This is a genomic window from Pseudomonas oryzihabitans (genome assembly GCF_007665395.1).
Taxonomy (GTDB): domain Bacteria; phylum Pseudomonadota; class Gammaproteobacteria; order Pseudomonadales; family Pseudomonadaceae; genus Chryseomonas; species Chryseomonas psychrotolerans_C.
The window spans coordinates 678161-704751 of sequence record NZ_VDND01000002.1 but is presented as its reverse complement, the minus strand read 5'-3'; the positions used below and the strand labels follow the sequence as shown (position 1 = coordinate 704751).

Annotated in this window: 28 protein-coding genes and 1 pseudogene; 17 read left to right on the top strand and 12 right to left on the bottom strand. The window is 66.4% G+C overall.

Translation table 11 applies throughout. From position 1 onward, the window contains the following. Positions 1–6 precede the first annotated feature (6 nt). On the bottom strand, positions 7–885 hold the full coding sequence (dapA, locus tag FSV73_RS07250; protein WP_145005961.1) for a 4-hydroxy-tetrahydrodipicolinate synthase: 879 nt from the start codon (positions 883–885) through the stop codon (positions 7–9). 295 nt (positions 886–1180) lie between these two features. Here dapA and FSV73_RS07245 point away from each other — a divergent pair, with 295 nt between their 5' ends. Together FSV73_RS07245 and FSV73_RS07240 are read left to right on the top strand one after the other, a co-directional pair. Then, complete coding sequence (locus FSV73_RS07245) at positions 1181–1741, top strand: glycine cleavage system protein R (RefSeq protein WP_007162770.1); 561 nt, start codon at positions 1181–1183, stop codon at positions 1739–1741. A gap of 28 nt (positions 1742–1769) precedes the next feature. After that, positions 1770–2243: a peroxiredoxin gene (locus tag FSV73_RS07240; RefSeq protein ID WP_145005958.1), complete on the top strand. Its 474-nt coding sequence runs from the start codon at positions 1770–1772 to the stop codon at positions 2241–2243. On the opposite strand, the gene FSV73_RS07235 is transcribed toward FSV73_RS07240, so the two are convergent. Next, the gene (locus tag FSV73_RS07235; RefSeq protein WP_145005955.1) at positions 2244–2498 is read right to left on the bottom strand and encodes a sulfurtransferase TusA family protein; all 255 of its coding nucleotides are present in this window, start codon (positions 2496–2498) and stop codon (positions 2244–2246) included. Positions 2499–2594: 96 nt separating this feature from the next. Here FSV73_RS07235 and FSV73_RS07230 point away from each other — a divergent pair, with 96 nt between their 5' ends. After that, complete coding sequence (locus FSV73_RS07230; RefSeq protein ID WP_145005952.1) at positions 2595–4034, top strand: M48 family metalloprotease; 1440 nt, start codon at positions 2595–2597, stop codon at positions 4032–4034. Between the two features lie 16 nt (positions 4035–4050). On the opposite strand, the gene nadA is transcribed toward FSV73_RS07230, so the two are convergent. Continuing rightward, entirely contained in the window at positions 4051–5109 is a 1059-nt protein-coding gene (nadA, locus tag FSV73_RS07225) for a quinolinate synthase NadA (protein ID WP_145006216.1), read from the bottom strand. Between the two features lie 213 nt (positions 5110–5322). Between nadA and FSV73_RS25760 the strand changes: the two genes are divergently transcribed. Both FSV73_RS25760 and FSV73_RS07220 read left to right on the top strand, forming a co-directional pair. Beyond that, positions 5323–5664 carry a hypothetical protein gene (locus FSV73_RS25760; protein ID WP_260856032.1) on the top strand — a complete coding sequence of 114 codons (342 nt, stop codon included), beginning with the start codon at positions 5323–5325 and terminating at the stop codon, positions 5662–5664. A gap of 18 nt (positions 5665–5682) precedes the next feature. Beyond that, positions 5683–7215 (top strand): annotated as a pseudogene (locus tag FSV73_RS07220) (pyruvate kinase); the annotation flags it as partial. Here FSV73_RS07220 and FSV73_RS07215 read toward each other — a convergent pair. From FSV73_RS07215 to apbC, 5 genes are all read right to left on the bottom strand, one after another. Further along, positions 7212–8102: a S66 peptidase family protein gene (locus tag FSV73_RS07215; RefSeq protein WP_145005949.1), complete on the bottom strand. Its 891-nt coding sequence runs from the start codon at positions 8100–8102 to the stop codon at positions 7212–7214. The pseudogene FSV73_RS07220 and the gene FSV73_RS07215 overlap by 4 nt on opposite strands. Continuing rightward, positions 8099–8902, bottom strand: a complete 804-nt coding sequence (locus tag FSV73_RS07210; protein ID WP_145005946.1) for an MOSC domain-containing protein — start codon at positions 8900–8902, stop codon at positions 8099–8101. The genes FSV73_RS07215 and FSV73_RS07210 overlap by 4 nt, the downstream gene beginning before the upstream one ends. Positions 8903–8975: 73 nt before the next feature. Beyond that, positions 8976–9905 carry a chemotaxis protein CheV gene (locus FSV73_RS07205; protein ID WP_145005944.1) on the bottom strand — a complete coding sequence of 310 codons (930 nt, stop codon included), beginning with the start codon at positions 9903–9905 and terminating at the stop codon, positions 8976–8978. Positions 9906–10022: 117 nt separating this feature from the next. Next, the gene (gene dcd, locus FSV73_RS07200; RefSeq protein WP_145005941.1) at positions 10023–10589 is read right to left on the bottom strand and encodes a dCTP deaminase; all 567 of its coding nucleotides are present in this window, start codon (positions 10587–10589) and stop codon (positions 10023–10025) included. Positions 10590–10670: 81 nt separating this feature from the next. Next, positions 10671–11765, bottom strand: a complete 1095-nt coding sequence (gene apbC / locus FSV73_RS07195) for an iron-sulfur cluster carrier protein ApbC (protein WP_145005938.1) — start codon at positions 11763–11765, stop codon at positions 10671–10673. Positions 11766–11886: 121 nt separating this feature from the next. Here apbC and FSV73_RS07190 point away from each other — a divergent pair, with 121 nt between their 5' ends. The 5 genes from FSV73_RS07190 to FSV73_RS07170 all read left to right on the top strand — a co-directional run bounded on the left by FSV73_RS07190 (position 11887) and on the right by FSV73_RS07170 (position 17208). Then, on the top strand, positions 11887–13038 hold the full coding sequence (locus FSV73_RS07190) for a M14 family metallopeptidase (protein WP_145005935.1): 1152 nt from the start codon (positions 11887–11889) through the stop codon (positions 13036–13038). 99 nt (positions 13039–13137) lie between these two features. Further along, on the top strand, positions 13138–15177 hold the full coding sequence (gene metG / locus FSV73_RS07185; RefSeq protein ID WP_145005932.1) for a methionine--tRNA ligase: 2040 nt from the start codon (positions 13138–13140) through the stop codon (positions 15175–15177). 42 nt (positions 15178–15219) lie between these two features. Next, a complete protein-coding gene (locus tag FSV73_RS07180; protein ID WP_145005929.1) occupies positions 15220–16251 on the top strand; it encodes an RnfABCDGE type electron transport complex subunit B in 1032 nt (343 codons plus the stop codon). Then, a complete protein-coding gene (gene nth / locus FSV73_RS07175; RefSeq protein WP_145005926.1) occupies positions 16248–16886 on the top strand; it encodes an endonuclease III in 639 nt (212 codons plus the stop codon). Before FSV73_RS07180 ends, nth begins: the two co-directional genes overlap by 4 nt. A 142-nt stretch (positions 16887–17028) precedes the next feature. After that, the gene (locus FSV73_RS07170; protein ID WP_145005923.1) at positions 17029–17208 is read left to right on the top strand and encodes a PA3496 family putative envelope integrity protein; all 180 of its coding nucleotides are present in this window, start codon (positions 17029–17031) and stop codon (positions 17206–17208) included. A gap of 50 nt (positions 17209–17258) precedes the next feature. Here FSV73_RS07170 and FSV73_RS07165 read toward each other — a convergent pair whose 3' ends face one another. Both FSV73_RS07165 and FSV73_RS07160 read right to left on the bottom strand, forming a co-directional pair. Next, positions 17259–18476 carry an argininosuccinate synthase gene (locus FSV73_RS07165; RefSeq protein ID WP_145005920.1) on the bottom strand — a complete coding sequence of 406 codons (1218 nt, stop codon included), beginning with the start codon at positions 18474–18476 and terminating at the stop codon, positions 17259–17261. A 116-nt stretch (positions 18477–18592) separates the two neighbouring features. Beyond that, positions 18593–19543, bottom strand: a complete 951-nt coding sequence (locus FSV73_RS07160) for a flagellar protein MotY (protein WP_145005917.1) — start codon at positions 19541–19543, stop codon at positions 18593–18595. A 141-nt stretch (positions 19544–19684) separates the two neighbouring features. On the opposite strand from FSV73_RS07160, the gene pyrC reads away from it, so the two are divergent. The 4 genes from pyrC (at position 19685) to bfr (ending at position 22408) form a co-directional block, all read left to right on the top strand. Beyond that, on the top strand, positions 19685–20728 hold the full coding sequence (pyrC, locus tag FSV73_RS07155; RefSeq protein WP_145005914.1) for a dihydroorotase: 1044 nt from the start codon (positions 19685–19687) through the stop codon (positions 20726–20728). A 2-nt stretch (positions 20729–20730) separates the two neighbouring features. Beyond that, positions 20731–21402, top strand: coding sequence for a ribonuclease T (rnt, locus tag FSV73_RS07150; RefSeq protein ID WP_186309181.1), 672 nt, complete (start codon positions 20731–20733; stop codon positions 21400–21402). Between the two features lie 118 nt (positions 21403–21520). Then, positions 21521–21736, top strand: a complete 216-nt coding sequence (locus tag FSV73_RS07145) for a bacterioferritin-associated ferredoxin (RefSeq protein WP_145005908.1) — start codon at positions 21521–21523, stop codon at positions 21734–21736. Between the two features lie 192 nt (positions 21737–21928). Beyond that, positions 21929–22408 (top strand): bacterioferritin, encoded by a 480-nt coding sequence (gene bfr, locus FSV73_RS07140; protein WP_145005904.1) that lies wholly within the window; start codon positions 21929–21931, stop codon positions 22406–22408. Between the two features lie 60 nt (positions 22409–22468). Here bfr and grxD read toward each other — a convergent pair whose 3' ends face one another. Then, positions 22469–22795: a Grx4 family monothiol glutaredoxin gene (gene grxD, locus FSV73_RS07135; RefSeq protein ID WP_007162748.1), complete on the bottom strand. Its 327-nt coding sequence runs from the start codon at positions 22793–22795 to the stop codon at positions 22469–22471. A gap of 243 nt (positions 22796–23038) precedes the next feature. Between grxD and FSV73_RS07130 the strand changes: the two genes are divergently transcribed. Both FSV73_RS07130 and argF read left to right on the top strand, forming a co-directional pair. Next, entirely contained in the window at positions 23039–23443 is a 405-nt protein-coding gene (locus FSV73_RS07130; protein WP_145005901.1) for a DUF3597 domain-containing protein, read from the top strand. Positions 23444–23658: 215 nt separating this feature from the next. Further along, positions 23659–24576 carry an ornithine carbamoyltransferase gene (gene argF, locus FSV73_RS07125; protein ID WP_145005898.1) on the top strand — a complete coding sequence of 306 codons (918 nt, stop codon included), beginning with the start codon at positions 23659–23661 and terminating at the stop codon, positions 24574–24576. Positions 24577–24621: 45 nt separating this feature from the next. Here the strand turns inward: argF and FSV73_RS07120 are convergent, their stop codons facing one another. After that, the gene (locus FSV73_RS07120; protein ID WP_145005896.1) at positions 24622–25404 is read right to left on the bottom strand and encodes a PhzF family phenazine biosynthesis protein; all 783 of its coding nucleotides are present in this window, start codon (positions 25402–25404) and stop codon (positions 24622–24624) included. A gap of 292 nt (positions 25405–25696) precedes the next feature. Here FSV73_RS07120 and FSV73_RS07115 point away from each other — a divergent pair, with 292 nt between their 5' ends. After that, on the top strand, positions 25697–26566 hold the full coding sequence (locus FSV73_RS07115; protein WP_145005893.1) for an MIP/aquaporin family protein: 870 nt from the start codon (positions 25697–25699) through the stop codon (positions 26564–26566). The last annotated feature ends 25 nt before the right edge of the window (positions 26567–26591 follow it).

The following is a 26591-nucleotide window of genomic DNA, read 5'->3' as shown; positions in this document are numbered from 1 at the left end:
TCCTAATCACGCCAGCACTCCCGCCTGACGCAGGGCCTGACGTACCACTTCGTGGCAGCGCGAGCTGAGCCAGGTCAGCGGCAGGCGGATACCGGCGTCGATCATGCCCATTTCATGCAGGGCCCACTTCACCGGGATCGGATTCGATTCGATGAACAGATTCTTGTGCAGCGGCATCAGCTTTTCGTTCAGCGCACGCGCGGTGTCGGCGTCGCCCTTCATCGCGGCGGCGCAGAGGTCGCTCATCGCCTGGGGGGCGACGTTGGCGGTCACCGAGATGTTGCCCTTGCCGCCCAGCAGCATGAGCTCGGCCGCGGTGGCGTCGTCACCGGAATAGACCAGGAAGTCCTTGCCGACCCGGGAGAGGATGTCGCGGGCCCGGGCCAGGTCGCCGGTGGCTTCCTTGATGCCGATGATGTTCGGCACCTTGGCCAGCCGCTCGACGGTCTCGGCCAGCATGTCGCAGGCGGTACGGCCCGGCACGTTGTAGAGGATCTGCGGGATGGCGACGGTTTCGGCGATCATGCGGAAGTGCTGGTACAGGCCTTCCTGGGTCGGCTTGTTGTAGTAGGGCACGACCAGCAGGCAGGCATCGGCGCCGGCGTCCTTGGCGGCTTGCGTGAGGTCGATGGCCTCGCGCGTGGAATTGCCGCCGGTGCCGGCGATCACCGGGATGCGTCCCTTGACCTGCTCGACCACATGACGGATCACGGCGACGTGCTCGTCGACGTCGACCGTGGCGGATTCGCCCGAGGTGCCCACCGCAACGATGGCGTCGGTGCCTTCGGCGAGATGGAAGTCCACCAGCTTGGTCAGGTTATCCCAGTCGATACGCCCCTGGGCGTCCATAGGGGTGACCAGCGCCACCATGCTCCCCGCAATCATGCAACCGCTCCTGCCGGAAAAAGAGAGCGGTAATGGTACTGACGCCTCTGCGCCAGCACAAGCAACGCGCCCCCAACGGGCATTCCCCCCGCGAGCGCTTTTCGCTACCCTCTCGCCTTTGTCAGGTTCTGTACGAAAAGTTGGCGAGCGAAGGTCGGGCGCGGCGAAAAAGGCTGAGGAAGCGGAGTTTACGAGCGTTAAACGAGCATTCCGCAGCCTTTTTCAACGAAGCATCACCGAGCACAGCCGTTTTTCTTGTAGAACCCAGTCGTATCTTCCCCTGCCAGGAACCCTAATGTCCGCCACCCCCCCGATTCGCGAACAATTTCTCGTCATCAGTGCGCTGGGCGCCAATCCGATGGAGCTGACCAATGTGCTCTACCGCAGCTGCATGGATAACCGTTGCGCGGTGGTCAGCAGCCGCCTGAGCCGACACGGGGAATACAGCGCGTTGATCCTGCAGGTCTCCGGCAACTGGGATGGCCTCGCGCGCCTGGAAGGCGGCCTCGCCGGCCTCGGCAAGCGGCACGGCTTCACCGTGGGCGTCACCCGCAGCGCCGCGCTGGAAAATCGTCCGCAGGCGCTGCCGTACGTCGTCTATGTCAGTGCCGCCTATCGGCCCGACATCCTCAACGAGCTGTGCCAGTTCTTCGCCGACCACAAGATCGAAGTGGAGAACCTGGTCTGCGATTCCTACCAGGCGCCCCAGACCGGCGGCACCATGCTCAATGCCACCATCACCGTCACCCTGCCGGCCGGCACCCAGATCAGCTGGCTGCGTGACCAATTCCTCGATTTCGCCGACGCCCTGAACCTCGATGCGCTGATCGAGCCCTGGCGCCCGCAGAGCAACTGAGCCAAAGACACCACTGGAGGAGCTGTCCATGAGCGTGACCCTCGACCAACCGCTTCCGACCTTCCAGGCCCAGGCCACCAGCGGCCTCGAGGTCTCGCCGGACAGCCTGCGCGGCCGCCAGGTGGTGCTGTACTTCTATCCGAAGGACAACACCTCCGGCTGCACCACCCAGGGCCAGGGCTTTCGCGACCTGCACGAGCAATTCCAGGCGGCCGACACCGAGATCCTGGGCATCTCCCGCGACAGCCTACGCACCCACGAGAACTTCCGTGCCAAGCAGGGCTTTCCCTTCGAGCTGATCAGCGACAAGGACGAGACGCTGTGCAACCTGTTCGAGGTGCTGCAGCCGAAGAAGCTCTATGGCAAGGAGTACATCGGCGTGGATCGCAGCACCTTCCTCATCGATCGCGAAGGCGTGGTACGCCAGGTCTGGCGCGGCGTGAAGGTCCCTGGTCATGCGGCCGAGGTGCTGGCCGCCGCCCAGGCGCTGAACGGGGCCTGATCAGGCCTTGCGCAGCCAGTAGCGGAAGGTTTCCCCGGCCACTTCCTCGCCGACCAGGGCATGGCCCGACAGCTTGGCGAAGGTGCGGAAGTCCCGCTGGGAGCCGGCGTCGGTGGCCACCACGGCGAGCACCTCGCCCGCCGCGAGCCGGTTGAGTTCGAGCTTGGCCTTGAGCAGCGGCATGGGGCAGCTCAGGCCGCTGGCATCGAGATGGGCGGTGACGGCGCCGGTGTAGGGTTGGCTCAGATCGGCCATGGGATTCTCCGGTACGGGATACGACAGTGCCCGCGCTCGCTAGGCACTCGGACGAGGGGCCGCTAAAGTAACGGCTTTGCGGCCAAGAGTCATTTCATGAAAGTCCTGCGCCCCGCCCTGCTGTCCCTGGCGCTGTTCGCCACGCCGTTCCTGGCGCATGGGGCGAACGACCTGCCGTCGCTGGGCGATGCCAGCTCTTCGATCGTCTCGCCCGAGCAGGAGTTTCAGATGGGTCGCGCCTGGCTGAGCATGCTGCGCGGCCAGGTGCCGACCATCAACGATCCGCAACTCAAGCAGTTCGTCGAACAGACCGTCTACAAGCTCGCCGAGACCAGCGACCTGCAGGATCACCGGTTGGTCTTCATCCTGATCAAGGACCCCGAGATCAACGCCTTCGCCGCGCCTGGCGGCGTCATCGGGGTGAATGGCGGGCTGTTCCTCAAGTCGGAAACCGAGGCCGAGTACGCAGCGGTCATGGCCCACGAGCTGGGGCACCTGATCCAGCGGCACTTCGCCCGCAACGTGGAGAACCAGCAGCGCATGCAGCTGCCGCTGATGGCGGCCTTGCTCGCCGGCATCGTGGCGGCCGCCGCGGGCGGTGGCGATGCCGGGATCGCCGCCATCGCCTCGACCCAGGCGGCGGCGATCCAGAGCCAGCTGCGCTTCTCCCGGCTCAACGAGCAGGAGGCCGACCGCGTCGGCATCGTCAACCTGGAGCGCGCCGGCTACGATCCGCGCGCCATGCCGGAAATGTTCGGTCGCCTCGCCCGCCAGTATCGCTATGACCGCACCCCGCCGGAATTCCTGCTGACCCACCCGGTCACCGACAGCCGGATCGCCGATACCCAGGCGCGCGCCGAGCGCTTTCCCAAGGGCGGCGTCGAGGACAGCAAGCGCTTCCAGCTGATTAAGGTGCGTACCCAGATATATTTCGAGGAAACGGCTGGCCTGCTGGTGAAGCGCTACCGGGCCCAGCTGCAGGAAAATCCGGACAATGACCCCGTCCGTTACGGCCTGGCCATGGGTCTGACCCGCCAGGGCCAGCTCAACGAGGCGCGTGACACCCTGGCGCCCCTGCTGCGCAAGGCACCGGACGACATCAGCTACAACCTGGCCCAGGTCGACCTGGATATCACGGCCAATCGGCTGCCGGACGCCCAGAAGCGGGTGCAGCGCCTGGTGGAGCTCTACCCGGATGACCTGGCGGTTAGCCTTGCCCAGGTGGATCTGCTCAATCGCACCAACAAGTCCAAGGACGCCAGCCAACTGCTGGACAAGCTGCTGAAGGCGCGTCCGATCGATCCGGACCTGTGGAACCAGGCGGCGGACATCCGCGGCCAGGCGGGTGATCTGGTCGGCGTGCACCAGGCGCGGGCCGAGTACTTCGCCCTCACCGGCGACTACAACCAGGCCATCCAGCAGCTGGGCTTCGCCAAGCAGCGCGCGGCCAGCAACTACCAACTGGCCGCACGGATCGATGCCCGCCAGCAGGAGCTGATCGCCCAGCGCAAGCTGAGCGAAGAGATCCTGCGCTGAGTGGCAGGCAGCGCGCTCAGGCGTTGCCCTTGACCCTTAGCTGCAGCGCCTGGGTGAAGTCGAGCATCCGCTTGAGCGGCTTGACCGCCCGGGGGATGAGCGCCGGATCGACCAGTACCTCGCCGGTGCCATCCAGCAGGCAGTTGAGGGTGCGCTCCAGGGTATTCATCGCCATCCACGGGCAGTGGGCACAACTGCGACAGGCGGCGCCGTTGCCGGCGGTGGGCGCCTCGATGAAGACCTTGTCCGGGCAGGCCTGCTGCATCTTGTAGAAGATGCCGCGATCGGTGGCGACGATGAATTGCCGGTTGGGCAGGGTCTGGGCGGCCTTGATCATCTGGCTGGTGGAGCCGACGTGGTCGGCCAGCTCGATCACCGCCTCGGGCGACTCCGGGTGGACCAGAATGGCCGCCTCCGGATAGAGCCGCTTGAGGTCTTCCAGCTGGCTGGCCTTGAATTCCTCGTGGACGATGCAGGAGCCCTCCCAGAGCAGCATGTCCGCCCCGGTCTCGCGCTGGATGTAGCGACCCAGGTGCCGGTCGGGTGCCCAGAGGATGGTCTCGTCGTTGTCCATCAGGTGTTCGACGATGTCCAGGGCGCAGCCGGAGGTGACGACCCAGTCCGCCCGCGCCTTCACCGCGGCGGAGGTGTTGGCATAGACCACCACGGTGCGTTCGGGGTGCTGGTCGCAGAAGGCGGAGAATTCCTCTATCGGACAGCCCAGATCCAGGGAGCACGTAGCCTCCAGGGTGGGCATCAGCACCCGCTTTTCCGGATTGAGGATCTTCGCCGTCTCGCCCATGAACTTGACCCCGGCCACCACCACCGTGGACGCCGGATGGCGATTGCCGAAGCGGGCCATCTCCAGGGAATCGGCGACGCAACCGCCGGTTTCCTCGGCCAGGGCCTGGATCAGCGGATCGGTGTAGTAATGGGCCAGCAGCACCGCGTTCTGCGCCTTGAGCTCGCGGGCGATGGCGGTCTTGTAGGCCGCGATCTCGTCCGGCCCGAGCGCCTTGGGCTGCTTGGCGGCCAGATGGGCCTGGACCAGGAGACGTTCGGAAATCTGCGCCATGGCGGGTACCTGAAAACGAGGATCGTCAAGGCGGCGAATCATAGCAGCATCCTCGCCGACGCCCTATGGCCAGCGCGGGCGATCCGCGCTCAAGACTGGCCATCTGCCGCTAATGTCTGGCAACACTTGGCTTTTCACTTCTGCCGCGGCGGCGGGTCCCAGACAGGAATGCCGGGCGAGCGTCTCGCCCGGCAGCCTTTCCGGAGAGCTTTCGTGCCGCCCCGTTCGACCTCGCCTGCCCACTCCCCCACTGCCGACCTCACCAGCCTGCTCGACGAGGTGCGCGAGCTGCATGGCGCCCTGGAACGGGCCACCGCTGATCCGCGCCTCGAACGCCAGGCGCTCGATCCTGCCTACCGCGCCAGCGCCCACAACCTGCTCGCCTACCTGGCCTTGCGGGCGCACAACCGGCACGGGTTGCAACGACGGCTGTCCGCACTGGGCCTTTCTTCCCTGGGACGCTCCGAGGCCGAGGTGCTGCCCTCGCTGGCGACTCTTCTCGGCACCCTGGAGCGGCTGCTGGGTCGTACGCCGTCGCCGTCGCCGTCGCCGTAGAAGCCGGCCAAGGCCACCAACCCGCTGGCCCGCCATGCCCAGGCGCTGTTCGGCGCCCCGCCGCGCGAGCGGGAGGTACGCATCATGGTGACCCTGCCCCGCGAGGCAGCGGAGCAGTACTCGCTGGTACGTGACCTGCTGGCGTCACGCATGGATTGCGCGCGGATCAACTGCGCCCACGACGAGCCGGCCATCTGGGCGCGGATGATCGAACATGTGCGCCGCGCCAGCGAGGAGGTCGGCCAGCCCTGCAAGGTCTTCATGGACCTGCCCGGGCCCAAGTTGCGCACCGGCCCCATCGCCCCGGGCGAAGCCGTGTGCAAGGTGAAACCCGGACGGGACGCCAACGGCCGGGTGCGCCAGCCGGCGCGGGTCTGGCTGACCGGTAGGCGCCGACCCCGGCCGGCACCCTCAGCGGCGAGCGCGACCCTCCAGGTGGGCGAGCGCTGGCTCGGCGACCTCCGCCAGGGCGAACTTATCCAAATGGAGGATACGCGCCAGGCCCGGCGGCGGCTGAAGGTCGTCGAGGTGACCGGCAAGGGCTGCTGGGTGGAACTGCACAAGACCACCTATTTCGCGCCTGGCCTGCGCCTGACCGTCGAGCGCGACGGGCGTCGCCGGCACAGCCGACTCGGCGACTTCCCCGCACAACCCGGCGCCCTGCGCCTGGCGGAAGGAGCGCTGCTTACCCTGACCGCCGACCAGTCTCCCGGGCGCCCCGCCAGCCACGACCGCAGCGGTCGCCTGCTGACCCCGGCCACCCTCGGCTGCACCCTGCCCCAGGTCTTCGCCGACGTGCGGAGCGGCGAGCCCCTCTGGTTCGACGATGGCAAGATCGGCGGCGTGGTGGAGCACGCCGACCAGGACGAATTGCTCGTCCGCATCACCCACGCACCCGGCGGCGCCAAGCTCAAGGGCGACAAGGGCATCAACCTGCCCCGGAGCACCCTGCGGCTCGACGCCTTGGGCGAGCAGGACCTGGCGGCCCTGGCCTTCGCCGCCCAGCATGCCGATGGCATCGAGATGTCCTTCGTGAACAGCGCCGCCGATGTCCAGGCGCTGCTCGCTGAGCTGGCCCGGCTGCAGGCGGACCACCTGGGCGTGGTGCTGAAGATAGAAACCCGCCGGGGCTGCGACAACCTTCCCGCGCTCCTGCTGGCGGGCATGCAGCGCGGCGGTTTCGGCGTCATGATCGCCCGTGGCGACCTGGCGGTGGAAGGCGGCTTCGAACGCCTGGCGGCGCTGCAGGAAGACATCCTCTGCCTGTGCGAGGCGGCCCATGTGCCGGTGATCTGGGCGACCCAGGTACTGGAGAACCTGGCCAAGAAGGGTTCACCCTCGCGCGCCGAGATCACCGATGCGGCCACCGGCGTCCGCGCCGAGTGCGTGATGCTGAACAAGGGGCCGCACATCCTCAAGGCGGTGGCCACCCTGGATGAACTGCTGGTGCGGATGCAGGCTTATCACAGCAAGAAGCGCCAGCTGCTGCGCAAGCTGGAACTGGCCTCGCCCTGGCCGGAGCCGTCCGACCCGGGCGAGGCTCGCCGCTAGAGCACCTGCAGGCGCTCGGCCTCCAGCCGGACCCGGGCGCCATAGGGCCAGGCCTCATTCTGCGGGCCATGGCCACTGGGCAGGCCGCGATAGAGGGCGATGCCACGCGGCGTCAGCCATTCGGCGAAGATCTCTTCCAGCGACTGCTCGACGTTGCGCTGCGGGCAGTCGGTGAAGGTGCCGAGGCAGACGGCGCCGATGCGGTGCTCGGTGAGGTTGCCGAGCAACTGGCAGAGACTGCGCTCCAGGCGGTAGTAGGGCTCGCCGACGTCTTCCAGCATGAGGATGGCGCCGTCGTGGGGGCGCAGCGCCGCGGCGGTGCCGACCACGCTGGCCAGGGTGGTCAGGTTGCCGCCGATCAGCTCGCCGGCCGGTACCTGGGCCGGACCGGCCAGGCGCTCCAGCTGCCAGGCCGGACGCGCGCCGGCGCAGAGCTCCCGCACCGACTCAAGTGAGCGGGTGCGGGCGGCCTGGGTCGCGGGATCCTCGTCCTGGCGTCCCCAGTCCAGGGCGCCGGGGCCATGGATGGCGGTCAGGCCGCGCCGGTGGAAGGCCTCCAGCAGGACGGTGAGGTCGGAATAGCCGATCAGCGGCCGACCCTTGCTGCTGGACAGTCGCGACCAGTCCAGCCAGGGCAACAGCTGGGCGGAACCGTAGCCGCCCCGCAGGCACCAGACCGCATCCACGTCCGCCTGGCTGAAGGCCCAGTGCAGATCCGCGGCGCGCTCCTCGGCGGTGCCGGCCAGATAACGATGCCGCTTGAGCGCCTGCTCGCCCAGCACCGGCTCGATTCCGGCGGCCTGCAGCCGCTCCATTGCCGCCGTGACCAGCTCCGCCTTGACCGCACCCGCCGGGCTGACCAGCGCTACCCGTCGCAGCGCGTTCATTCCAGCACCTCCAGTGGCATGCCGGCTTCGATGACGCCACGCCCCAGCGGGATGACGTTCATGCCGAACAGCATGCGATTGTCGTCGAAGCGGTATTCGCGCAGGGCGGTGAGGGGTTGTCGATCGGGATCCTTCTCGCCGGTCAGCGGATCCTGGGTGGTGACGATGCAGCGGGCACAGGGACAGGCCACGGCGAAGTCCACCGTGCCGATACGCATGCGCTTCCAGCCATCCTCGGCATAGGCCGGCGTCCCCTCGACCACCAGGTTGGGCCGAAAGCGCAGCATCTCCAGCGGCTTGCCCACCCGCGCCACTAGATCGGCCAGGGAGGCCTCGCTGGTCAGCAGCAGCGGGAAGCCGTCGGCGAAATGCACCTTCTGCCCGGGCTCGGCGAAGTCGGTATTGATCTGCCGGGCATGGCTTTCGGCGATGTGTACCAGCCGGCAGCGGCGCCCGAGGAAGTCACTGAGCCAGGCATCGGCCGCTGCGGCGACGGGCGCCTGCAGAGTGTCGCGCCAGATGGTCACGCCCAGGCGTTCGCTGGCGGCATCCGGCACCGCTACCTCGATGGGGGTGTGACCCGGCGCGCTCAGGCGCAGTCGCTCCTCGCTTAGCCAGCGGGCCTCGATGTGATTCATCTTCGCCAGCTGACGCAGGGTCAGGAAGCGACCGGTGTCGGCATCCACCACCATCCAGCGGCGATCCCCCACCAGGCCCAGGGCATCCACCTCGGCCCGCGGCAGGGATTCCACGGCCGTCGACTTGACCGGATAACGATAGAGGGCACTGAGGTGCGACATGGGCGCGGCTTCCTGGCGGCGAACGAAGGCCGCCAGTGTAAGGGAGGCGCCAGGCCAGCGAAACCGCGGGGAATCAGGCCTCGGTCAGCGCCAGGCGCCGGCGGACTTCCTCGACCAGCAGGTCCGGCTGGAACTTGGAGAGGAAGGCGTTGCAGCCCACCTTCTTCACCATGGCCTCGTTGAAACTGCCCGACAGCGAGGTGTGCAGCACTACATAAAGGTCGGCAAGGCGCGGATCCTGGCGGATCTCGGTGGTCAGCCGGTAGCCGTCCATTTCCGGCATCTCGGCATCGGTCAGCACCATCAGCAACTTGTCGGTCAGCACCAAGCCCTCGTCGGCCCAGGCCTTGAGCTTGCGCAGGGCCTGCAGGCCGTCGGTGGCGACGTGGAATTTCAGGTCCAGCTGCACCAGGGTGTCACGCAGCTGGCCGATGGCGGTGCTGGAGTCGTCCACCAGCAGCACCTCGCGGCCGCGGGCCTTGGCCAGCAACGGATCGGCCAGGCGCTCCTGGGACACCTTGACGTTGTAGGGCGCGATCTCCGCCAGCACCTTCTCCACGTCGATCACCTCCACCAGCTTGTCGTCGATGCGGGTGATGGCGGTCAGGTAGTGCTGGCGTCCGGCGCCGCCCGGCGGGGCCTGGATGCTGTCCCAGTTGAGGTTGATGATGCGGTCCACGCTGCCGACCAGAAACGCCTGCACCGAGCGGTTGTACTCGGTGACGATGATGGTGCTGTTTTCGTTGGGGGTGATGGGCCGCATGCCGATGGCGGCGGCCAAGTCGATCACCGGCAGGGTCTGGCCACGCAGGTGGACGACGCCACAGACCATCGGGTGCCGCTTCGGCATCTGGGTCAGCCGCGGCAGCTTGAGGACTTCCTGCACCTTGAACACGTTGATGGCGAACATCTGCCGGCTGGACAGCTGGAACATGAGAATTTCCAGGCGATTCTCGCCAACCAGCTGGGTGCGTTGATCGACGGTGTCGAGAATGCCGGCCATGGAAAATCCACTCCAAAAAGATAAGTCAGGTGACAGGCTATCGGCCGCGCACGCCAGGTCTTGAGGTCGAAAAACAACGAAGCCGCCCAGCAGGCGGCTTCGCTCGACTCCGGCGGGTCAGGCGCGTGGCAGGGTCACGCCACGCTGGCCCTGGTACTTGCCACCGCGATCCTTGTAGGAGACCTCGCAGGCCTCGTCGGACTGCAGGAACAGCATATGGGCCACGCCCTCGTTGGCGTAGATCTTCGCCGGCAGGGTGGTGGTGTTGGAGAACTCCAGGGTCACGTGGCCTTCCCACTCGGGTTCCAGCGGGGTGACGTTGACGATGATGCCGCAGCGGGCGTAGGTGCTCTTGCCCAGGCAGATGGTCAGGACGTCGCGCGGGATGCGGAAGTATTCCACGGTGCGCGCCAGGGCGAAGGAGTTCGGCGGGATGATGCAGACGTCGCTGACCACGTCGACGAAGCTCTTGTCGTCGAAGTTCTTCGGGTCCACCACCGCCGAATGGATGTTGGTGAACACCTTGAATTCGTTGGCGCAGCGCACGTCGTAGCCGTAGCTGGACACCCCGTAGGAGATCACCCGGCTGTCGTCCGCGCCGCGCATCTGGCGCTCGACGAAGGGCTCGATCATGCCGTGCTCCTGGGCCATGCGGCGAATCCACTTGTCCGATTTGATGCTCATGGCGGGTCTGGCTCCGGGGCGAAAAAAATGACCGCGCATTCTAGAGGATAGCGGCGCGGTCTCAAAGGCGAACGGACGAAATCAGTCGTCGCTGACGGTGATGGTGGGCATCCCGCCACCCGCCTGACCGCTCAGGGCGATGCGCGCCCCGACCTTGCGCGCCAGTTCCTGGTAGATCAGCGCGATCTGGCTGTCGGGATCGGCGATGGCGGTGGGTCGCCCGGCATCGGCCTGCTCGCGGATGGCCATGGCCAGCGGCAGCGAGGCCAGCAGGTCGACGCCGTACTGCTCGGCCAGCTTGCTGCCGCCGCCTTCGCCAAACAGGTGCTCGGCGTGGCCGCAGTTGGAGCAGATGTGCACCGCCATGTTCTCCACCACCCCGAGCACCGGGATGTTGACCTTCTGGAACATCTCCACGCCCTTCTTGGCGTCCAGCAGGGCCAGGTCCTGGGGCGTGGTGACCACCACCGCGCCGGCCACCGGCACCTTCTGCGCCAGGGTCAGCTGGATGTCGCCGGTGCCGGGGGGCATGTCGATCATCAGGTAGTCGAGGTCATTCCAGGCGGTTTGCGTGATCAGCTGGATCAGGGCACCGGACACCATCGGGCCGCGCCAGGCGACCGGGGTCTTGTCGTTGGTCAGGAAGGCCATGGACATGACCTCGACGCCATGGGCCTGCAGCGGGATGAACCACTTCTCGTCGCGCACCTCGGGACGGGTGCCCTCGGCGAAGCCGAACATGATGCCCTGGCTGGGGCCATAGATGTCGGCGTCCAGCACCCCGACCCGGGCGCCTTCGCGGGCCAGTGCCAGCGCCAGGTTGGCGGCGGTGGTGGACTTGCCCACGCCGCCCTTGCCCGAAGCCACGGCGATGATGTTCTTGACGTTGCCCATGGCGTCCAGCTGCGGCTGGGCGGCGTGGGGCGCGATTATGCAATCGATCTGGATCTCGGCGGTCTCGACCCCGGGGACGTTCTCCAGCGCGGTCTTGAGCACCTGGGCCAGGCCGCCCTTGAACAGTCCGGCGGCATAGCCCAGCTCGAAGCGGGCGCGCACGCGACCGCCATCCAGGGCGAGGTCGCGCAGGGCGCCGGCACTGAGCAGGTCCTGTTCGAGATAGGGATCTTGGTACTGGCGCAGCGCGGCCTCGATGGCCTCGCGAGTCGGAGCGGTCATGCAGACTCCCGGAAACGACGGATGAGAAAAGCAGTTGCGGCCTATGCTACCCACTGTCCTTGCTAAAGCCTATCCACGCGGCGCTACACTCCCGGCTTATCCCTCGCTCGCGGAGCCCTGCGTGAACGCCTCTTCCCTGCACATCAGTTCCACCTTCGAAAGCGGCGCCGTGGAGGTGCTGTCCCTGGCCGACCCCGCCGACATCCGCCTGCGTATCCGCCCCGACAGCGCCTCGCCCTTCACCCAGTGGTTCCATTTCCGCCTGGAAGGCGCCCGCGGCCAGGCCTGCCGGCTGAGCTTCGAGAACGCTGGCGAGTGCGCTTACCCCGAGGGCTGGCGCGACTATGGCGTGGTGGCCAGCTATTGCGGCCAGCGGTGGTTCCGCATCCCCGCCCGCTATGACGGCAAGACGCTGAGCTGGGAAGTGACGCCGGACCACGACAGCCTGTTCTTCGCCTATTTCGAGCCCTATCCGGAAAGCCGTCACCTGGCCTTCATGGGCGAGGCGCAGCAACATGCCGCCGTCCGTCTGGAAACCGTCGGCCGTTCGCTGCTGGGGCGGTCGCTGGACCTGCTCCGCATCGGCACCCCGGGCGCGGGCAAGAAGAACCTCTGGATCATCGCCCGCCAACACCCCGGCGAGCCCATGGCGGAATGGTTCGTCGAAGGCCTGTTGCGCCGGCTGCTCGGCCTGGGCGAACACCAGGGCGATCCGGTGGGCGCCAAGCTGCTGGAACGGGCGGTGCTGCACGTGGTGCCGAACATGAACCCGGATGGCTCGGCGCTGGGCAACCTGAGGACCAACGCCGCGGGCGCCAACCTCAACCGGGAATGGCTGGAGCCGGACGAACAGCGCAGTCCCGAGGTGCTGGCGGTACGCCGCGCCATCGCCGCGACCGGTTGCGATCTCTTCCTCGACATCCACGGCGACGAGGCCCTGCCCTATGTCTTCGTCGACGGCTGCCACGGCCTGCCCAACTTCGGCGAGCGCGAAGAGGCGGAGCAACGGGCCTTCCTGCAGCGCTTCCAGCGCGCCAGCCCGGATTTCCAGACCCAGTACGGCTATCCCCGCGGCCACTTCGGCAGCGAGACGCTGAAGCTCGCCACCAAGTACGTCGGCCATACCCATGGGTGCCTGGCCCTGACCCTGGAGCTGCCGTTCAAGGACAACGCCAACGATCCGCGTCCGGACGTCGGCTGGAACGGTGCCCGCAGTGCGGCCCTGGGTGCCGCCATGGTCAGTGCGCTGTATTGGCAGCTGGCCGATCTCTAGGTCGGCTCCCGCCTTCACCCATCCCCCACGGATGAAACCGACCGGCCATTTCGCTATGATGGTCGGTCACCTTATCAGCGTCGCGATCCAGCCAAGACCATGACCGAGCCCCGCAAGATTCTCGTCACCAGCGCCCTGCCCTACGCCAACGGCTCCATCCATCTCGGCCACATGGTCGAGTACATCCAGACCGACATCTGGGCGCGCTTCCAGCGGCTGCGCGGCAACCAGTGCCTCTACGTCTGCGCCGACGACGCCCACGGCTCGGCCATCATGCTGCGCGCCGAGCGCGAAGGCATCACGCCCGAACAGCTGATCGACAACGTCAAGCGCGAGCACAGCGCCGACTTCGCCGACTTCGGCGTGGCCTTCGACAACTTCCACTCCACCCACGCGGAAGAGAATCGCGAGCTGTCGCGCGCCATCTACCTCAAGCTGCGGGAAAACGGCCATATCGCCACCCGTCCGGTCACCCAGTACTTCGACCCGGACAAGCAGATGTTCCTCGCCGACCGCTTCATCAAGGGCACCTGCCCCAAGTGCGGCAGCGCCGACCAGTACGGCGACAACTGCGAGAAGTGCGGCGCCACCTATGCGCCCACCGAGTTGAAGGACCCCAAGTCGGCCATTTCCGGCGCGACCCCGGTGCTGCGCGAGTCCGAGCACTTCTTCTTCAAGCTCCCTGATTTCAGCGACATGCTCAAGGGCTGGACCCGGGGCGGCGCCCTGCAGGAATCGGTCGCCAACAAGATCGCCGAATGGCTGGACGCCGGCCTGCAGGAGTGGGACATCTCCCGCGATGCGCCCTACTTCGGCTTCGAGATCCCCGACGCTCCGGGCAAGTACTTCTACGTCTGGCTGGATGCGCCCATCGGCTACATGGCCAGCTTCAAGAATCTGTGCGCCCGCCGCGACGACCTGGATTTCGACGCCTTCTGGAACCAGGACAGCAGCGCCGAGCTGTACCACTTCATCGGCAAGGACATCGTCAACTTCCACGCGCTGTTCTGGCCGGCCATGCTCGAAGGCGCCGGCTACCGCAAGCCGACCGCGCTGAACGTCCACGGCTTCCTCACCGTCGATGGCCAGAAGATGTCCAAGTCGCGGGGCACCTTCATCAAGGCGCGCACCTACCTGGATCACCTGAATCCCGAGTACCTGCGCTACTACTTCGCCGCCAAGCTCTCGCGCCATGTCGAGGACATCGACCTGAACCTCGAGGACTTCGTGCAGAAGGTCAATTCCGACCTGGTGGGCAAGGTGGTCAACATCGCCAGCCGCTGCGCCGGCTTCATCCACAAGGGCAACGCCGGCCTGCTGGTGGACGCCCAGGCTGCGCCCGAGCTGGAAGCCGCCTTCCGCGCCGCCGCGCCGAGCATCGCCGAGGCCTACGAGACCCGCGATTTCGGCCGCGCCATGCGCGAAATCATGGCCCTGGCCGACCGCGCCAACGCCTGGATCGCCGATAAGGCGCCCTGGAGCCTGGCCAAGCAGGACGGCAAGCAGGACGAGGTCCAGGCCATCTGCGCCCAGGGCATCGAGCTGTTCCGCCAGCTGGCGATCCTGCTCAAGCCGGTACTGCCCAACCTGGTCGCCGCCGCCGAGAGCTTCCTCAATGTCGCCCCCCTGACCTGGGCCGACCTCGAATCGCGCCTGGCCAATCACCAGCTCAACGCCTTCCAACCCCTGCTCACCCGCATCGAACCCGCCAAGGTGCAGACCATGATCGACGCTTCCAAGGAAGACCTGGCCGCCCAGGCCGCGCCCCAGCCCGCCGGCAATGGCGAACTGGCCAAGGCCCCGCTGGCCGAGACCATCGACTTCGATACCTTTTCCAAGGTCGATCTGCGCATCGCCCTGATCGAGAAGGCCGAGTTCGTCGAGGGCGCCGACAAGCTGCTGCGCCTGACCCTGGACATCGGCGATGCCAAGCGCAACGTCTTCTCCGGCATCAAAAGCGCCTACCCGGAGCCGAGCCAGCTCGAAGGCCGCCTGACCCTGTACGTCGCCAACCTGGCGCCGCGCAAAATGAAGTTCGGCATCTCCGAAGGCATGGTGCTGGCCGCCGGCCCCGGCGGCAGCGAAATCCACCTGCTCAGCCCTGACAGCGGCGCCAAGCCCGGCCAGCGGGTGATGTGATAGCGACGGCGCCCCAGGGCGCCGTCCTTTCCTGTGTAAGCCATGAACGCCCAAGCCAATCTGATCACCGCCATCGACGCCCTGCTGCCGCAGACCCAGTGCGGCAAGTGCGGGCATCCCGGTTGCCAGCCCTATGCGGCCGGCATCGCCGCGGGCGAAGCTCATAACAAGTGCCCGCCCGGGGGCACGGCCACCATTCTCGAGCTGTCGACCCTGCTCCAGCGCCCCGCGCTGCCACTGGATTCGCCCTACCCGGTGACGCCCAGCCAACGCGCGGTGATCCGGGAGGCGGAGTGCATCGGCTGCACCAAGTGCATCCAGGTCTGCCCCACCGACGCCATCCTCGGCGCGGCCAAGCTGATGCACACGGTGATCGCCAGCGAATGCAGCGGGTGCGAACTCTGCCTGGCGCCCTGCCCGGTGGACTGCATCGACCTGGTGGCTGCCCCGGAGCCAATCGACCGCGCTGCGGAACGTGAGCGTGCCCGCTACTATCGTCGGCGGTTCGACGCCCGCCAGGTCCGCCTGCAGCGCGAGCGCGAGCGCCTGGAGGCCGAGCGCCAGCGGCGGCAGGCGCCCGTGGCCAACACCGCGATCCCGGCGTCATCCGCAGCGGCGGAGGTTTCGCTCAAGCCGCTGAAAATCGCCGCCGCCATGGCCCGCGTCGCCTTGCAGAAGGCCGAGCGGCAACTGGCCCAGTACGGCACGGCCGCGCTGGAGGCCCAGGTGCAGCAGCTGCGCGCGGCGGCCGAGCAGGCCCAGGCCGCGCTGGAGGCCCAGGTGCAGCAGCTGCGCGCGGCGGCCGAGCAGGCCCAGGCCGCGCTGGACCAGGCGCAGCCGGCACCGGTGGCCAGCGCGGCCGCCACCGCCGTGTCGCCCCCCATGGCGGATCCCGCCGCGCTCAAGCCGGCGCGGATCGCCGCCACCCTGGCTCGCGCCCAGCTGACCAAGGCCGAGCGGGCCTTTGGCATCACGCCCTCTCTCGAACAGCAGGCGCAGCTCGACGTCCTGCGCACCGCCGCTCAGCGGGCCGCCCACCACCTCGCCGCCCTGGAGTCGGGAAACACCCCATGAACGCCGCCAAACGCCTGGAGATCTTCCGCCGCCTGCACGAGGACAATCCCGATCCCAAGACGGAATTGGCCTATGCCTCGCCGTTCGAACTGCTGATCGCCGTGATCCTCTCCGCCCAGGCCACCGACGTCAGCGTCAACAAGGCCACTGCCCGCCTCTACCCGGTGGCCAATACGCCCCAGGCCATCCTCGACCTGGGCGTGGAGGGGCTGTCGGACTACATCAAGACCATCGGCCTCTACAACAGCAAGGCCAAGAACGTCATCGAGACCTGCCGGCTGCTGCTGGAGCGCCACGGTGGCGAGGTGCCCCAGACTCGCGAAGCACTCGAGGCCCTGCCCGGCGTCGGTCGCAAGACCGCCAACGTGGTGCTCAACACGGCCTTCCGCCAGCTCGCCATGGCCGTGGACACCCACATCTTCCGCGTCAGCAACAGGACCAACCTGGCGCCTGGCAAGAACGTGGTCGAAGTCGAACTGAAGCTGCTCAAGGTGGTGCCGAAGGACTTTCTGCTGGATGCCCATCACTGGCTGATCCTGCACGGCCGATACGTCTGCCAGGCGCGCAAGCCGCGCTGTGGCAGCTGCCGCATCGAAGACCTCTGCGAATACAAGGCGAAAACTTCGGACGATTGAAAAAGGGCGCATCAACGCCCTGCGACGATTGAAAAAATCTTTTTTACCGGCCCCTGCTTTGTCGCTATAAGGTGCGCGAAAAGGTCCCGCAGCCCTGTCGATGACTGGCGTGTGACCCTGTCCAGCCTTGCAGGAGTTACCAATGGCCGAAGACAAAAGCGATATCGATGTAGACGAAGACTTCGAGGGCGATGGCGAGGCACCCGATACCGTCGAGCCCGTGGTGAGCAAGACCAACCTGACCAAGCGGCGGCTGATCGACAACATGCTCGAAGAGCGCCGCCTGAAGCGGCAGATCTCCGAGTACGACTTCGATCTGTAGGCCATGAAAAACCCCAGCCTAGGCTGGGGTTTTGCGTTGCCGGGCGACCCTTACAACAGGGTACGGCCCTTGCCCGCGGCGATGCGCATGCGCAGGGCGTTGAGCTTGATGAAGCCTGCCGCGTCCGCCTGGTTGTAGGCGCCGCCGTCCTCTTCGAAGGTGGCGATGTTGGCGTCGAACAGCGACTCGTCGGACTTGCGGCCGACGACGATGACGTTGCCCTTGTACAGCTTCAGCCGCACCACGCCGTTGACGTTGGCCTGGGAGGCGTCGATCAGCTGCTGCAGCATCAGGCGCTCAGGGCTCCACCAGTAGCCGGTGTAGATCAGGCTGGCGTACTTGGGCATCAGCTCGTCCTTGAGGTGCGCCACTTCACGGTCGAGGGTGATGGACTCGATGGCGCGGTGGGCCTTGAGCATGATGGTGCCGCCGGGGGTCTCGTAGCAGCCACGGGACTTCATGCCCACGTAGCGGTTCTCGACGATGTCCAGGCGACCGATGCCGTTCTCGCCGCCGATGCGGTTGAGTTCGGCCAGCACGGTGGCCGGGCTCAGTTCCTTGCCATCGAGGGCGACGATGTCACCGTTGCGGTAGGTCAGCTCCAGGTAGGTGGGAGTGTCCGGCGCGGCTTCCGGGGACTTGGTCCAGCGCCACATGTCCTCTTCGTGCTCGGTCCAGGTGTCTTCCAGCACGCCGCCCTCGTAGGAGATGTGCAGCAGGTTGGCGTCCATGGAATACGGGGATTTCTTCTTGCCGTGGCGCTCGATCGGGATCTGGTGCTTTTCGGCGTAGTCCATCAGCTTCTCGCGGGAGAGCAGGTCCCACTCGCGCCAGGGGGCGATCACCTTGACGCCCGGCTTGAGCGCATAGGCGCCCAGCTCGAAGCGCACCTGGTCGTTGCCCTTGCCGGTGGCGCCGTGGGAGATGGCGTCGGCGCCGGTCTCGTTGGCGATCTCGATCAGGCGCTTGGCGATCAGCGGACGGGCGATGGAGGTACCCAGCAGGTACTCGCCTTCGTAGACGGTGTTGGCACGGAACATCGGGAAGACGAAGTCGCGGACGAATTCTTCGCGCAGGTCGTCGATGTAGATTTCCTTGACGCCCATGGCCTGGGCCTTGGCGCGTGCCGGTTCGACTTCCTCGCCCTGGCCGAGGTCAGCGGTGAAGGTCACCACTTCGCAGTTATAGGTATCCTGCAGCCACTTGAGGATCACCGAGGTGTCCAGGCCGCCGGAATACGCCAGGACTACCTTCTTCACATCCGCCATGCCGTTCGCTCCCGTGTGTTGCGTTGAGTCGGAAAGCGGCAATTCTACTGGTCGTATCGCCGCTTTTACAGGGGCGCGACGCACTCTGATGCCTGGGCGACATCCCCAGCCGACCACTAGCCCTTGGGTTTGGCCGGCGGTGCGGGGGTCGGCGCGGGCGGCGTGGGCGGATTGGCGGCGGTATTGGTGACCGGTGCCGCGGGCGGCGCGGCGCTCGCGGGTGCCCGCGAGAACACCAGGGTCACCCGCCGGTTGAGCGCGCGGTTGGCCTTGCTGGTGTTGGGCGCCACCGGGTACTGCTCGCCGAAGAAGCGCAGTTCGATCTGCTCGGCGGCGAAGCCCTTGGCCTTGAGGTACTCCATCACGGCGATGGCGCGCAGCCGTGACTCCTGGCGGTTGTCGAGGCGGGTGCCCTGGTTGTCGCTGTAGCCGGAGACGATGACGTGATTCACCGTCGGATCGGCGTTCAGGTACTCGTCGATCAGGTCGAGCTTGGCCTTGCCGACGTCGTCCAGGGTGTCGCCACCGCCCGGGAAATTGATCTGGGAATGGCGGATCTGCTCGAAGTTGACCGCCAGCAGCTTCTGGGTACAGGCCTGGAACTGCTGGTAGGCCGGCTCGAAGCGGACCGGCAGCAGCCGCACCTCGACCCTGTCGTTCAGGGCGCCGGGGCGGCTGACCTGCGGCATGCGCCCTTCCATCAGCCCCGCGAGCAGGCGCTGGGCCTGCTGCGCCGTGGTCGCCAGGGCCTGCTCGCCCTCCACCACCTGGACCGAACCGAGGTTGATGTCGCCGAGGCCAGGCCGCCAGGGCGCCGCCGCCGCGCGCAGGCTGGCGCTGCCGGCGGGCAGCCACTGACCAGTGGGGCGCAGCTCGAAGACCGTCGCCTCGCCGGCGCGGCGCAGGAAGCCGCCGCTGCCGAAGCGCGGGATGGGCTGCAGCAGCCGACAGGCGAAGATATCGCCCTCCACCTTCCATTCCACGCTCTCGAGCCGGCTCTGGAAGGTCATCCCCCAGGCCGGCACGGCGAGCAGCAGAGAGGACAGGAAGAGGTAACGCGGGCGCACGTCGGACTCCGGGAAAGAAAGGTACCTGGGCTTCATATCGGTCAAGGGCGCGGAAAACTTGAGCGCGGTCCTGCCGCACGGGTGCCGGCTACCCCCTTTTCCGGTAGCATTTCCCTACTTTCCCGCAGCCTGGAATCCCGCATGACCGACCGGATCACCCTCGCCCGTCCCGACGACTGGCACATTCACCTGCGCGACGGCGCCGCCCTGCCGCAGACCGTCGCCGACGCCGCCCGCGAATTCGGTCGCGCCATCGTCATGCCGAACCTGGTCCCGCCGGTGCGCAATACCGAGCAGGCCGCCGCCTACCGCGAGCGCATCCTCGCCGCCCGCCCCGCCGGCAGCCGCTTCGAGCCGCTGATGGTGCTCTATCTCACCGACCGCACCAGTCCGGAAGACGTCCGCACCGCCAAGGCCAGCGGCTTCGTGCATGCCGCCAAGCTGTATCCGGCCGGCGCCACCACCAACTCCGATTCCGGTGTCACCTCGCTGGACAATCTCTTCCCGACCCTGGAAGCCATGGCCGACGTCGGCCTGCCGCTGCTGATCCACGGCGAGGTCACCCATGCCGAGGTGGACGTCTTCGACCGCGAGAAGAAATTCATCGACGAGCACCTGGTGCGCATCGTCCAGCGCTTCCCGACGCTGAAGGTGGTGTTCGAGCACATCACCACCGGCGACGCCGCCGCCTTCGTGCGCGAGGCCCCGGCCAACGTGGGCGCCACCATCACCGTCCATCACCTGCTGTACAACCGTAACCACATGCTGGTGGGCGGGATCCGGCCGCACTTCTATTGCCTGCCCATCCTTAAGCGCAACACCCACCAGAGCGCCCTGCTCGACGCCGCCACCAGCGGCAATCCCAAGTTCTTCCTCGGCACCGACTCGGCGCCCCATGCCCGTCATGCCAAGGAAGCCGCCTGTGGCTGCGCCGGCTGCTACACCGCCTATGGCGCCCTGGAGCTTTATGCCGAGGCCTTCGAGAGCCGCGACGCCCTGGCGCGCCTGGAGGGCTTCGCCAGCCACTTCGGCGCGGACTTCTACGGCCTGCCGCGCAACACCGAGACCGTCACCCTGGTGCGTGAGGACTGGCAGGCCCCGGCCACCCTGCCCTTCGGCGATCACGAGGTGATCCCGCTGCGTGCCGGCGAAACCCTGCGCTGGCGGCTGGAGGTGGGCGCATGAGCATGGACGAGACCTTCAGCGACGAACTGGACGCCAGCCAGCCGATGTCCGACTCGCGCATCCCCATGGCGCGGCGCTTCCGCGGCTACCTGCCGGTGGTGGTGGACGTCGAGACCGGTGGCTTCAACGCCGCCACCGACGCCCTGCTGGAAATCGCCGCCACCACGGTGGCCATGGACGATGAGGGAGTGCTCTATCCGGACCACACCTACTTCTTCCGCGTCGAACCCTTCGCCGGTGCCAACATCGAGCCGGCGGCGCTGGAATTCACCGGGATCAAGCTCGACCACCCGCTGCGCATGGCGGTGGGCGAGGAGCATGCACTCGGCGAGATCTTCAAGGGCGTGCGCAAGTCACTCAAGGCCAGCGGCTGCAAGAGAGCCATCCTGGTCGGCCACAACAGCAGCTTCGACCTGGGCTTCCTCAACGCCGCGGTGCTGCGCTGCGGCCTGAAGCGCAATCCCTTCCACCCCTTCTCCAGCTTCGACACCGCCACCCTCGCCGGCCTGGCCTACGGCCAGACAGTGCTGGCCAAGGCCTGCCAGGCGGCCGGGATCGAGTTCGACAATCGCGAAGCCCACTCGGCCCGCTACGACACCGAGAAGACCGCCGAGCTGTTCTGCGGCATCGTCAATCGCTGGCGGGAAATGGGCGGCTGGGTCGACCTGGACTGAGCAGACGACCGTTCGTCGTACAAGACGCCTTTGATGAGATTTTGCCGCTTTCAACTTTGACAATCATTCTCATTGTCATTAGCTTTGGCGGCACCTCCACTCATACAGCAGGCGATCCATGTACGTGTGTCTTTGCCGTGGCGTGACCGACAAGCAGATCCGTGAAGCCATCTATGACGGCTGCTGCAGTTATCGGGAAGTGCGGGAGAGCACCGGTTGCGCCACCCAGTGCGGCAAGTGCGCCTGCCTGGCCAAGCAGGTGGTCAAGGAAACCCTCGGCGAACTCCACGGCGCCCAGCAACTCGCCTACGCCCTGGACATGCCCCGCGCCTAGCCGAAAATTCTGCAAAATAAGCCGGACCCTGGGTCCGGCTTTTTTATTGTCTAATCAAACGCTTACGGAAAGGATGGAAAAGCTTTCGATTACCGTTCGATTTTCGTCGATTTTTCAACAACTTAAGCTTTTGACAAAGGCCTTTTCGACGCTCAGACTGCCGGCAATCCCACCCCCTTCGCAGGTCCGGCCATGAAAGGCGATATCACCGTCATCCAGCATTTGAACAAGATCCTCGGCAATGAACTGGTGGCCATCAACCAGTATTTCCTGCACTCGCGGATGTACAACGACTGGGGTATCCGCAAGCTCGGTCACCACGAGTACAAGGAATCCATCGACGAGATGAAGCATGCCGATCGCCTGATCGAGCGGATCCTGTTCCTGGAAGGCCTGCCCAACCTGCAGGACCTGGGCAAGCTGATGATAGGCGAGAACACCCAGGAGATGATCCAGTGCGACCTGCGCCTGGAGATCGGCGCCGTCGCCGACCTGCGTGAGGCCATCACCTATTGCGAGACCGTGCGGGACTACGTGAGCCGCGACATGCTCAAGGACATCCTCGAATCCGAGGAAGAGCACATCGATTGGCTGGAAACCCAGCTCACCCTGATCGCCAGCGTCGGGATCGAGAACTACATCCAGTCGCAGATGCACGACGACGACGATTAATCCGGCAGACGCCCATAAAAAAAGCCCGCAGCGTGCGGGCTTTTTTTATGGGCCAAGGACTTAGGCGTCCTTGGTTTCCACGGCTTGCTTGATCAGGGTCTGCAATTCGCCCTTCTCGTACAGCTCGGCCAGGATATCGCTGCCGCCGACCAGCTCGCCACCGACCCACAGCTGGGGGAAGGTCGGCCAGTTGGCGTACTTCGGCAGGTTGGCGCGGATTTCAGGATTCTGCAGGATGTCGACGTAGGCGAACTTTTCGCCGCAGGCCATCAGCACCTGGGCGGCGCGGGACGAGAAGCCACACTGAGGCGCGTTCGGCGAACCCTTCATGTAGAGCAGCACGGGATTGTTGGCAATCTGGTCTTTGATGGTATCGATGATGTCCACGATGCACCTCGCTAATACGGTGGGACGATTGTAACGGAAAGGCCGGTGGAACGCCGGGATTTCCGCGACGTCCAGCCCGGAACGGGCGCGGCTCGACCTGCCAATCGACCACGCTCCGACAGTGCCGTTCGCCGGGGTACCTGCGATCCCGCACCACGCCGAGCAAACTTTGGCGGGGCGGTGGTGGTCAGGTTAAGGGTAGGCGCCGCTCGGTGCGCCTGTTCCAAGACCCAGGAGAATTCCATGAGCCTGTTCAACACGATTCTTTCCAAGCTCGGCATCGGCGAAGCCCACGCGGATACCCCGGCCGCCGCCCCCACCAGCGGCGCGACCGAGACCGCCGCTCCCGCGGGCAGCACCGCCACTACGCCCGGGGCCGCGCCCATCAGCCAGGTGGACGTCGCCGCCAAGCTCGATGCCCTGGCCGCGCAGAAGGGCGAACAGCTGAACTGGAAGACCTCGATCGTCGATCTGCTCAAGCTGCTCGACCTGGACAGCAGCCTGAGCGCCCGCCAGGAGCTGGCCAAGGAACTGAACTGCCCGGCCGACAAGCTGGGTGACTCCGCCCAGATGAACATGTGGCTGCACAAGGCCGTCCTGCAGAAGCTGGCCGCCAACGGCGGCAACGTTCCCGCCGACCTGCTGTAAGACCGAGCCGGGCGGCTCGGCGAGCTGCCCGGTATCCCACCCGCTGTCGCAGCGGCTGCCCCGAATGAAGGGAGCCCCCTGCGATGGTGGTAAAATGCGACATGAACTTATACCATTTCGCCTTTGGTCTTTCCGCCGTGTGAAACGGCATGCTCTCAGGTTCGCCACGCCCGCCACGGGCGGCCGTTACCGGGACGGGACGCTAGGGTAACGAAATGACGGTTCGCCACTTCCTCTCTTTCATGGATTGTTCCCCCGCGGAGCTCCGGCAGCTCATCGCACGCGGCATCGAACTCAAGGCGCTGCGCAACCAGGGTGTGCTGCACGAGCCCCTGCGCAATCGCGTGCTGGGCATGATCTTCGAGAAGGCCTCCACCCGTACCCGCCTCTCCTTCGAGGCCGGCATGATCCAGCTCGGTGGCCAGGCGATCTTCCTCTCCTCCCGCGACACCCAGCTCGGCCGCGGCGAGCCGGTGCCGGACAGCGCCCGGGTCATGTCCAGCATGCTCGATGGGGTGATGATCCGTACCTATGCCCACGAGATGCTCACCACCTTCGCCGCCCATTCCCGCGTTCCGGTGATCAATGGCCTGTCGGACGATCTGCATCCCTGCCAGCTGCTGGCCGACATGCAGACCTTTTTCGAGCACCGCGGTGACATCCAGGGCAAGACCGTGGCCTGGATCGGCGATGGCAACAACATGTGCAACAGCTACATCGAGGCGGCCGAACAGCTCGACTTCACCCTGCGCATCGCCTGCCCGGAAGGCTACGAACCCAACCCGCGCTTTCTCGAACGCGCCGGCGACCGGGTCCAGCTGACTCGGGATCCCCGCGAAGCGGTGGCCCAGGCGCACCTGGTGAGCACCGATGTCTGGACCTCCATGGGCCAGGAAGAAGAAACCCGCCTGCGCCTGGCGGCGTTCAAGCCCTACCAGGTCACCGCCGAGTTGCTCGACGGCGCGGCCCCGGACGTGCTGTTCATGCACTGCCTGCCCGCCCACCGCGGTGAAGAGATCAGCCATACGCTGCTGGAAGATCCGCGCGCCGTGGTCTGGGACGAAGCCGAGAACCGGCTGCACGCGCAGAAGGCGCTGCTGGAATTCCTCATCAAGCCGCCCCTGCACGCCTGATCTCCCCGCGCGCGGGCGGCTCCGGCGCCCGCGCCCACCCCATACTCAGAGCAACAGGCTGCCGCTGAACACCGTCACGGCGCGCCCGGCGATGCTGACGCGATCCCCCTCCAGTCGACACCACAGCTGGCCACCGCGCGCCGAGAGCTGCTGGGCGGTGAGCATCCGCTTGGCCAGTCGCCGCGACCAGTAGGGAATCAGGCTGCAATGGGCCGAGCCGGTCACGGGATCTTCATCGACCCCCACGCCCGGCGCGAAGAAGCGGGAGACGAAGTCGACGTCCTGGCCGCGTGCGGTGACGATCACCCCCTGCCAGGGCAGCCGGGCGATGGCTGCCAGGTCCGGCTTGCACTCGCGCACCGCCTGCTCCGATTCGAGCAGCACCAGCAACTTGTCCGCCGCCAGCGCATCCACCGGCGACATCCGCAGCGCCCGCTCCAGCTCGGGCGTCACCCCCAGTTCGGAAGGCACCAGCGCCGGGAAATCAAGGGCCAGCAGCCCGCCCGGCTCGCGGAACACCCGCAACACACCGGCCTGGCTGATGAACTCCAGGCGGTCCCCGGCCTCGCCATAGACCTCGAAGAGCACATGGGCCGCCGCCAGGGTGGCATGGCCGCAGAGGGGCACCTCTACCCTGGGGGTGAACCAGCGGATCCGCCAGGTCTCGGCCTCCCGCACCACGAAGGCGGTTTCAGACAGATTGTGTTCGGTGGCGATGCGCTGCAGCAGCTCGTCGGCGGGCCAGCTCTCCAAGCGGTACACGGCGGCGGGATTGCCGCGAAAGAACTGATCGGTGAAGGCGTCGACCTGGTGAAATGCTAGGGGCATGCGCGCTACCTGGGCAGAAGAGAATAAACAGCAAGCCTCGCGCCCTTGCGGTACCCGGCTCTCACCGTCCCGGCAACGACGCTTACAAGGTCAGACCTGATAACGGGCAGGTTGTCGCCTGGGCCCTTCTGACCAAAATAGCAGGCGCCGTCGCATCGGCAATGAATTGTGGAACGTCGTCACTGTTTTTGCGCTCAGGAGCTTTGACAGTTTTCATATTTGAAATTAGATTTTCGGTTGCGAACAAATGGCTCACCGGCCACCTATAAATACAACAACCACGAGGCTCCCCATGAGTACTCTTCTCGCTCCAACCCTACGCGGTCAATGTATCGCCGAGTTCCTCGGCACTGCCCTGCTCATCTTCTTCGGTACCGGTTGCGTGGCGGCGGCGAAGGTCGGCGGCGCCACGCTTGGCCTTTGGGAGATCAGTATCATCTGGGGCGTCGGCGTGAGCATGGCCGTCTACCTGTCCGCCGGGGTCTCCGGCGCGCACCTGAGCCCGGCCGTCACCATCGCGCTCTGGCTGTTCGGTGGCTTCGAGCGACGCAAGGTCCCGGCCTACATCGTCGCCCAGGTGGCCGGCGCCTTCTGCGGTGCGGCCCTGGTCTACGGCCTCTACAGCAGCCTGTTTTTCGATTACGAACAAGCCCACCACATCGTCCGTGGCAGCCAGGCGAGCCTGGAGCTGGCCGGGGTGTTCTCCACCTATCCCCACCCTTCGCTGTCCATCGGCCAGGCCTTCCTGGTCGAAGCCGTCATCACAGCCATCCTGCTGGCCATGATCATGGCCCTCACCGACGACGGCAACGGCCTGCCCCGCGGTCCGCTGGCGCCCCTGCTGATTGGCCTGCTGATCGCCGTGATCGGTGGCTCCATGGGCCCGCTGACCGGCTTCGCCATGAACCCGGCGCGGGATTTCGGGCCGAAGCTGATGACCTTCTTCGCCGGCTGGGGCGAGATCGCCTTCACCGGTGGGCGTGACATCCCCTACTTCCTGGTGCCCATCGTCGCCCCCATCGTCGGTGCCTGCCTGGGCGCCGCCGGCTACAAGGCGCTGATCTGCCGCCACCTGCCCGGCCTGTCCGGTGCTTGCGACGTGCCCGCCAAGGCCGAGGAACCGGCTCGCGCCGAGGTCACCTCGGCATCCAAAGCGTCCTGATCGCCACGAATCACAATAAGGAATA

Coding starts and splice junctions, on each gene's coding strand:
- dapA (WP_145005961.1), bottom strand. CDS start 885: ATGATTGCGGGGAGCATGGTGGCGCTGGTCACCCCTATGGACGCCCAG.
- FSV73_RS07245 (WP_007162770.1), top strand. CDS start 1,181: ATGTCCGCCACCCCCCCGATTCGCGAACAATTTCTCGTCATCAGTGCG.
- FSV73_RS07240 (WP_145005958.1), top strand. CDS start 1,770: ATGAGCGTGACCCTCGACCAACCGCTTCCGACCTTCCAGGCCCAGGCC.
- FSV73_RS07235 (WP_145005955.1), bottom strand. CDS start 2,498: ATGGCCGATCTGAGCCAACCCTACACCGGCGCCGTCACCGCCCATCTC.
- FSV73_RS07230 (WP_145005952.1), top strand. CDS start 2,595: ATGAAAGTCCTGCGCCCCGCCCTGCTGTCCCTGGCGCTGTTCGCCACG.
- nadA (WP_145006216.1), bottom strand. CDS start 5,109: ATGGCGCAGATTTCCGAACGTCTCCTGGTCCAGGCCCATCTGGCCGCC.
- FSV73_RS07215 (WP_145005949.1), bottom strand. CDS start 8,102: ATGAACGCGCTGCGACGGGTAGCGCTGGTCAGCCCGGCGGGTGCGGTC.
- FSV73_RS07210 (WP_145005946.1), bottom strand. CDS start 8,902: ATGTCGCACCTCAGTGCCCTCTATCGTTATCCGGTCAAGTCGACGGCC.
- FSV73_RS07205 (WP_145005944.1), bottom strand. CDS start 9,905: ATGGCCGGCATTCTCGACACCGTCGATCAACGCACCCAGCTGGTTGGC.
- dcd (WP_145005941.1), bottom strand. CDS start 10,589: ATGAGCATCAAATCGGACAAGTGGATTCGCCGCATGGCCCAGGAGCAC.
- apbC (WP_145005938.1), bottom strand. CDS start 11,765: ATGACCGCTCCGACTCGCGAGGCCATCGAGGCCGCGCTGCGCCAGTAC.
- metG (WP_145005932.1), top strand. CDS start 13,138: ATGACCGAGCCCCGCAAGATTCTCGTCACCAGCGCCCTGCCCTACGCC.
- FSV73_RS07180 (WP_145005929.1), top strand. CDS start 15,220: ATGAACGCCCAAGCCAATCTGATCACCGCCATCGACGCCCTGCTGCCG.
- nth (WP_145005926.1), top strand. CDS start 16,248: ATGAACGCCGCCAAACGCCTGGAGATCTTCCGCCGCCTGCACGAGGAC.
- FSV73_RS07170 (WP_145005923.1), top strand. CDS start 17,029: ATGGCCGAAGACAAAAGCGATATCGATGTAGACGAAGACTTCGAGGGC.
- FSV73_RS07165 (WP_145005920.1), bottom strand. CDS start 18,476: ATGGCGGATGTGAAGAAGGTAGTCCTGGCGTATTCCGGCGGCCTGGAC.
- pyrC (WP_145005914.1), top strand. CDS start 19,685: ATGACCGACCGGATCACCCTCGCCCGTCCCGACGACTGGCACATTCAC.
- rnt (WP_186309181.1), top strand. CDS start 20,731: ATGGACGAGACCTTCAGCGACGAACTGGACGCCAGCCAGCCGATGTCC.
- FSV73_RS07145 (WP_145005908.1), top strand. CDS start 21,521: ATGTACGTGTGTCTTTGCCGTGGCGTGACCGACAAGCAGATCCGTGAA.
- bfr (WP_145005904.1), top strand. CDS start 21,929: ATGAAAGGCGATATCACCGTCATCCAGCATTTGAACAAGATCCTCGGC.
- FSV73_RS07130 (WP_145005901.1), top strand. CDS start 23,039: ATGAGCCTGTTCAACACGATTCTTTCCAAGCTCGGCATCGGCGAAGCC.
- argF (WP_145005898.1), top strand. CDS start 23,659: ATGACGGTTCGCCACTTCCTCTCTTTCATGGATTGTTCCCCCGCGGAG.
- FSV73_RS07120 (WP_145005896.1), bottom strand. CDS start 25,404: ATGCCCCTAGCATTTCACCAGGTCGACGCCTTCACCGATCAGTTCTTT.
- FSV73_RS07115 (WP_145005893.1), top strand. CDS start 25,697: ATGAGTACTCTTCTCGCTCCAACCCTACGCGGTCAATGTATCGCCGAG.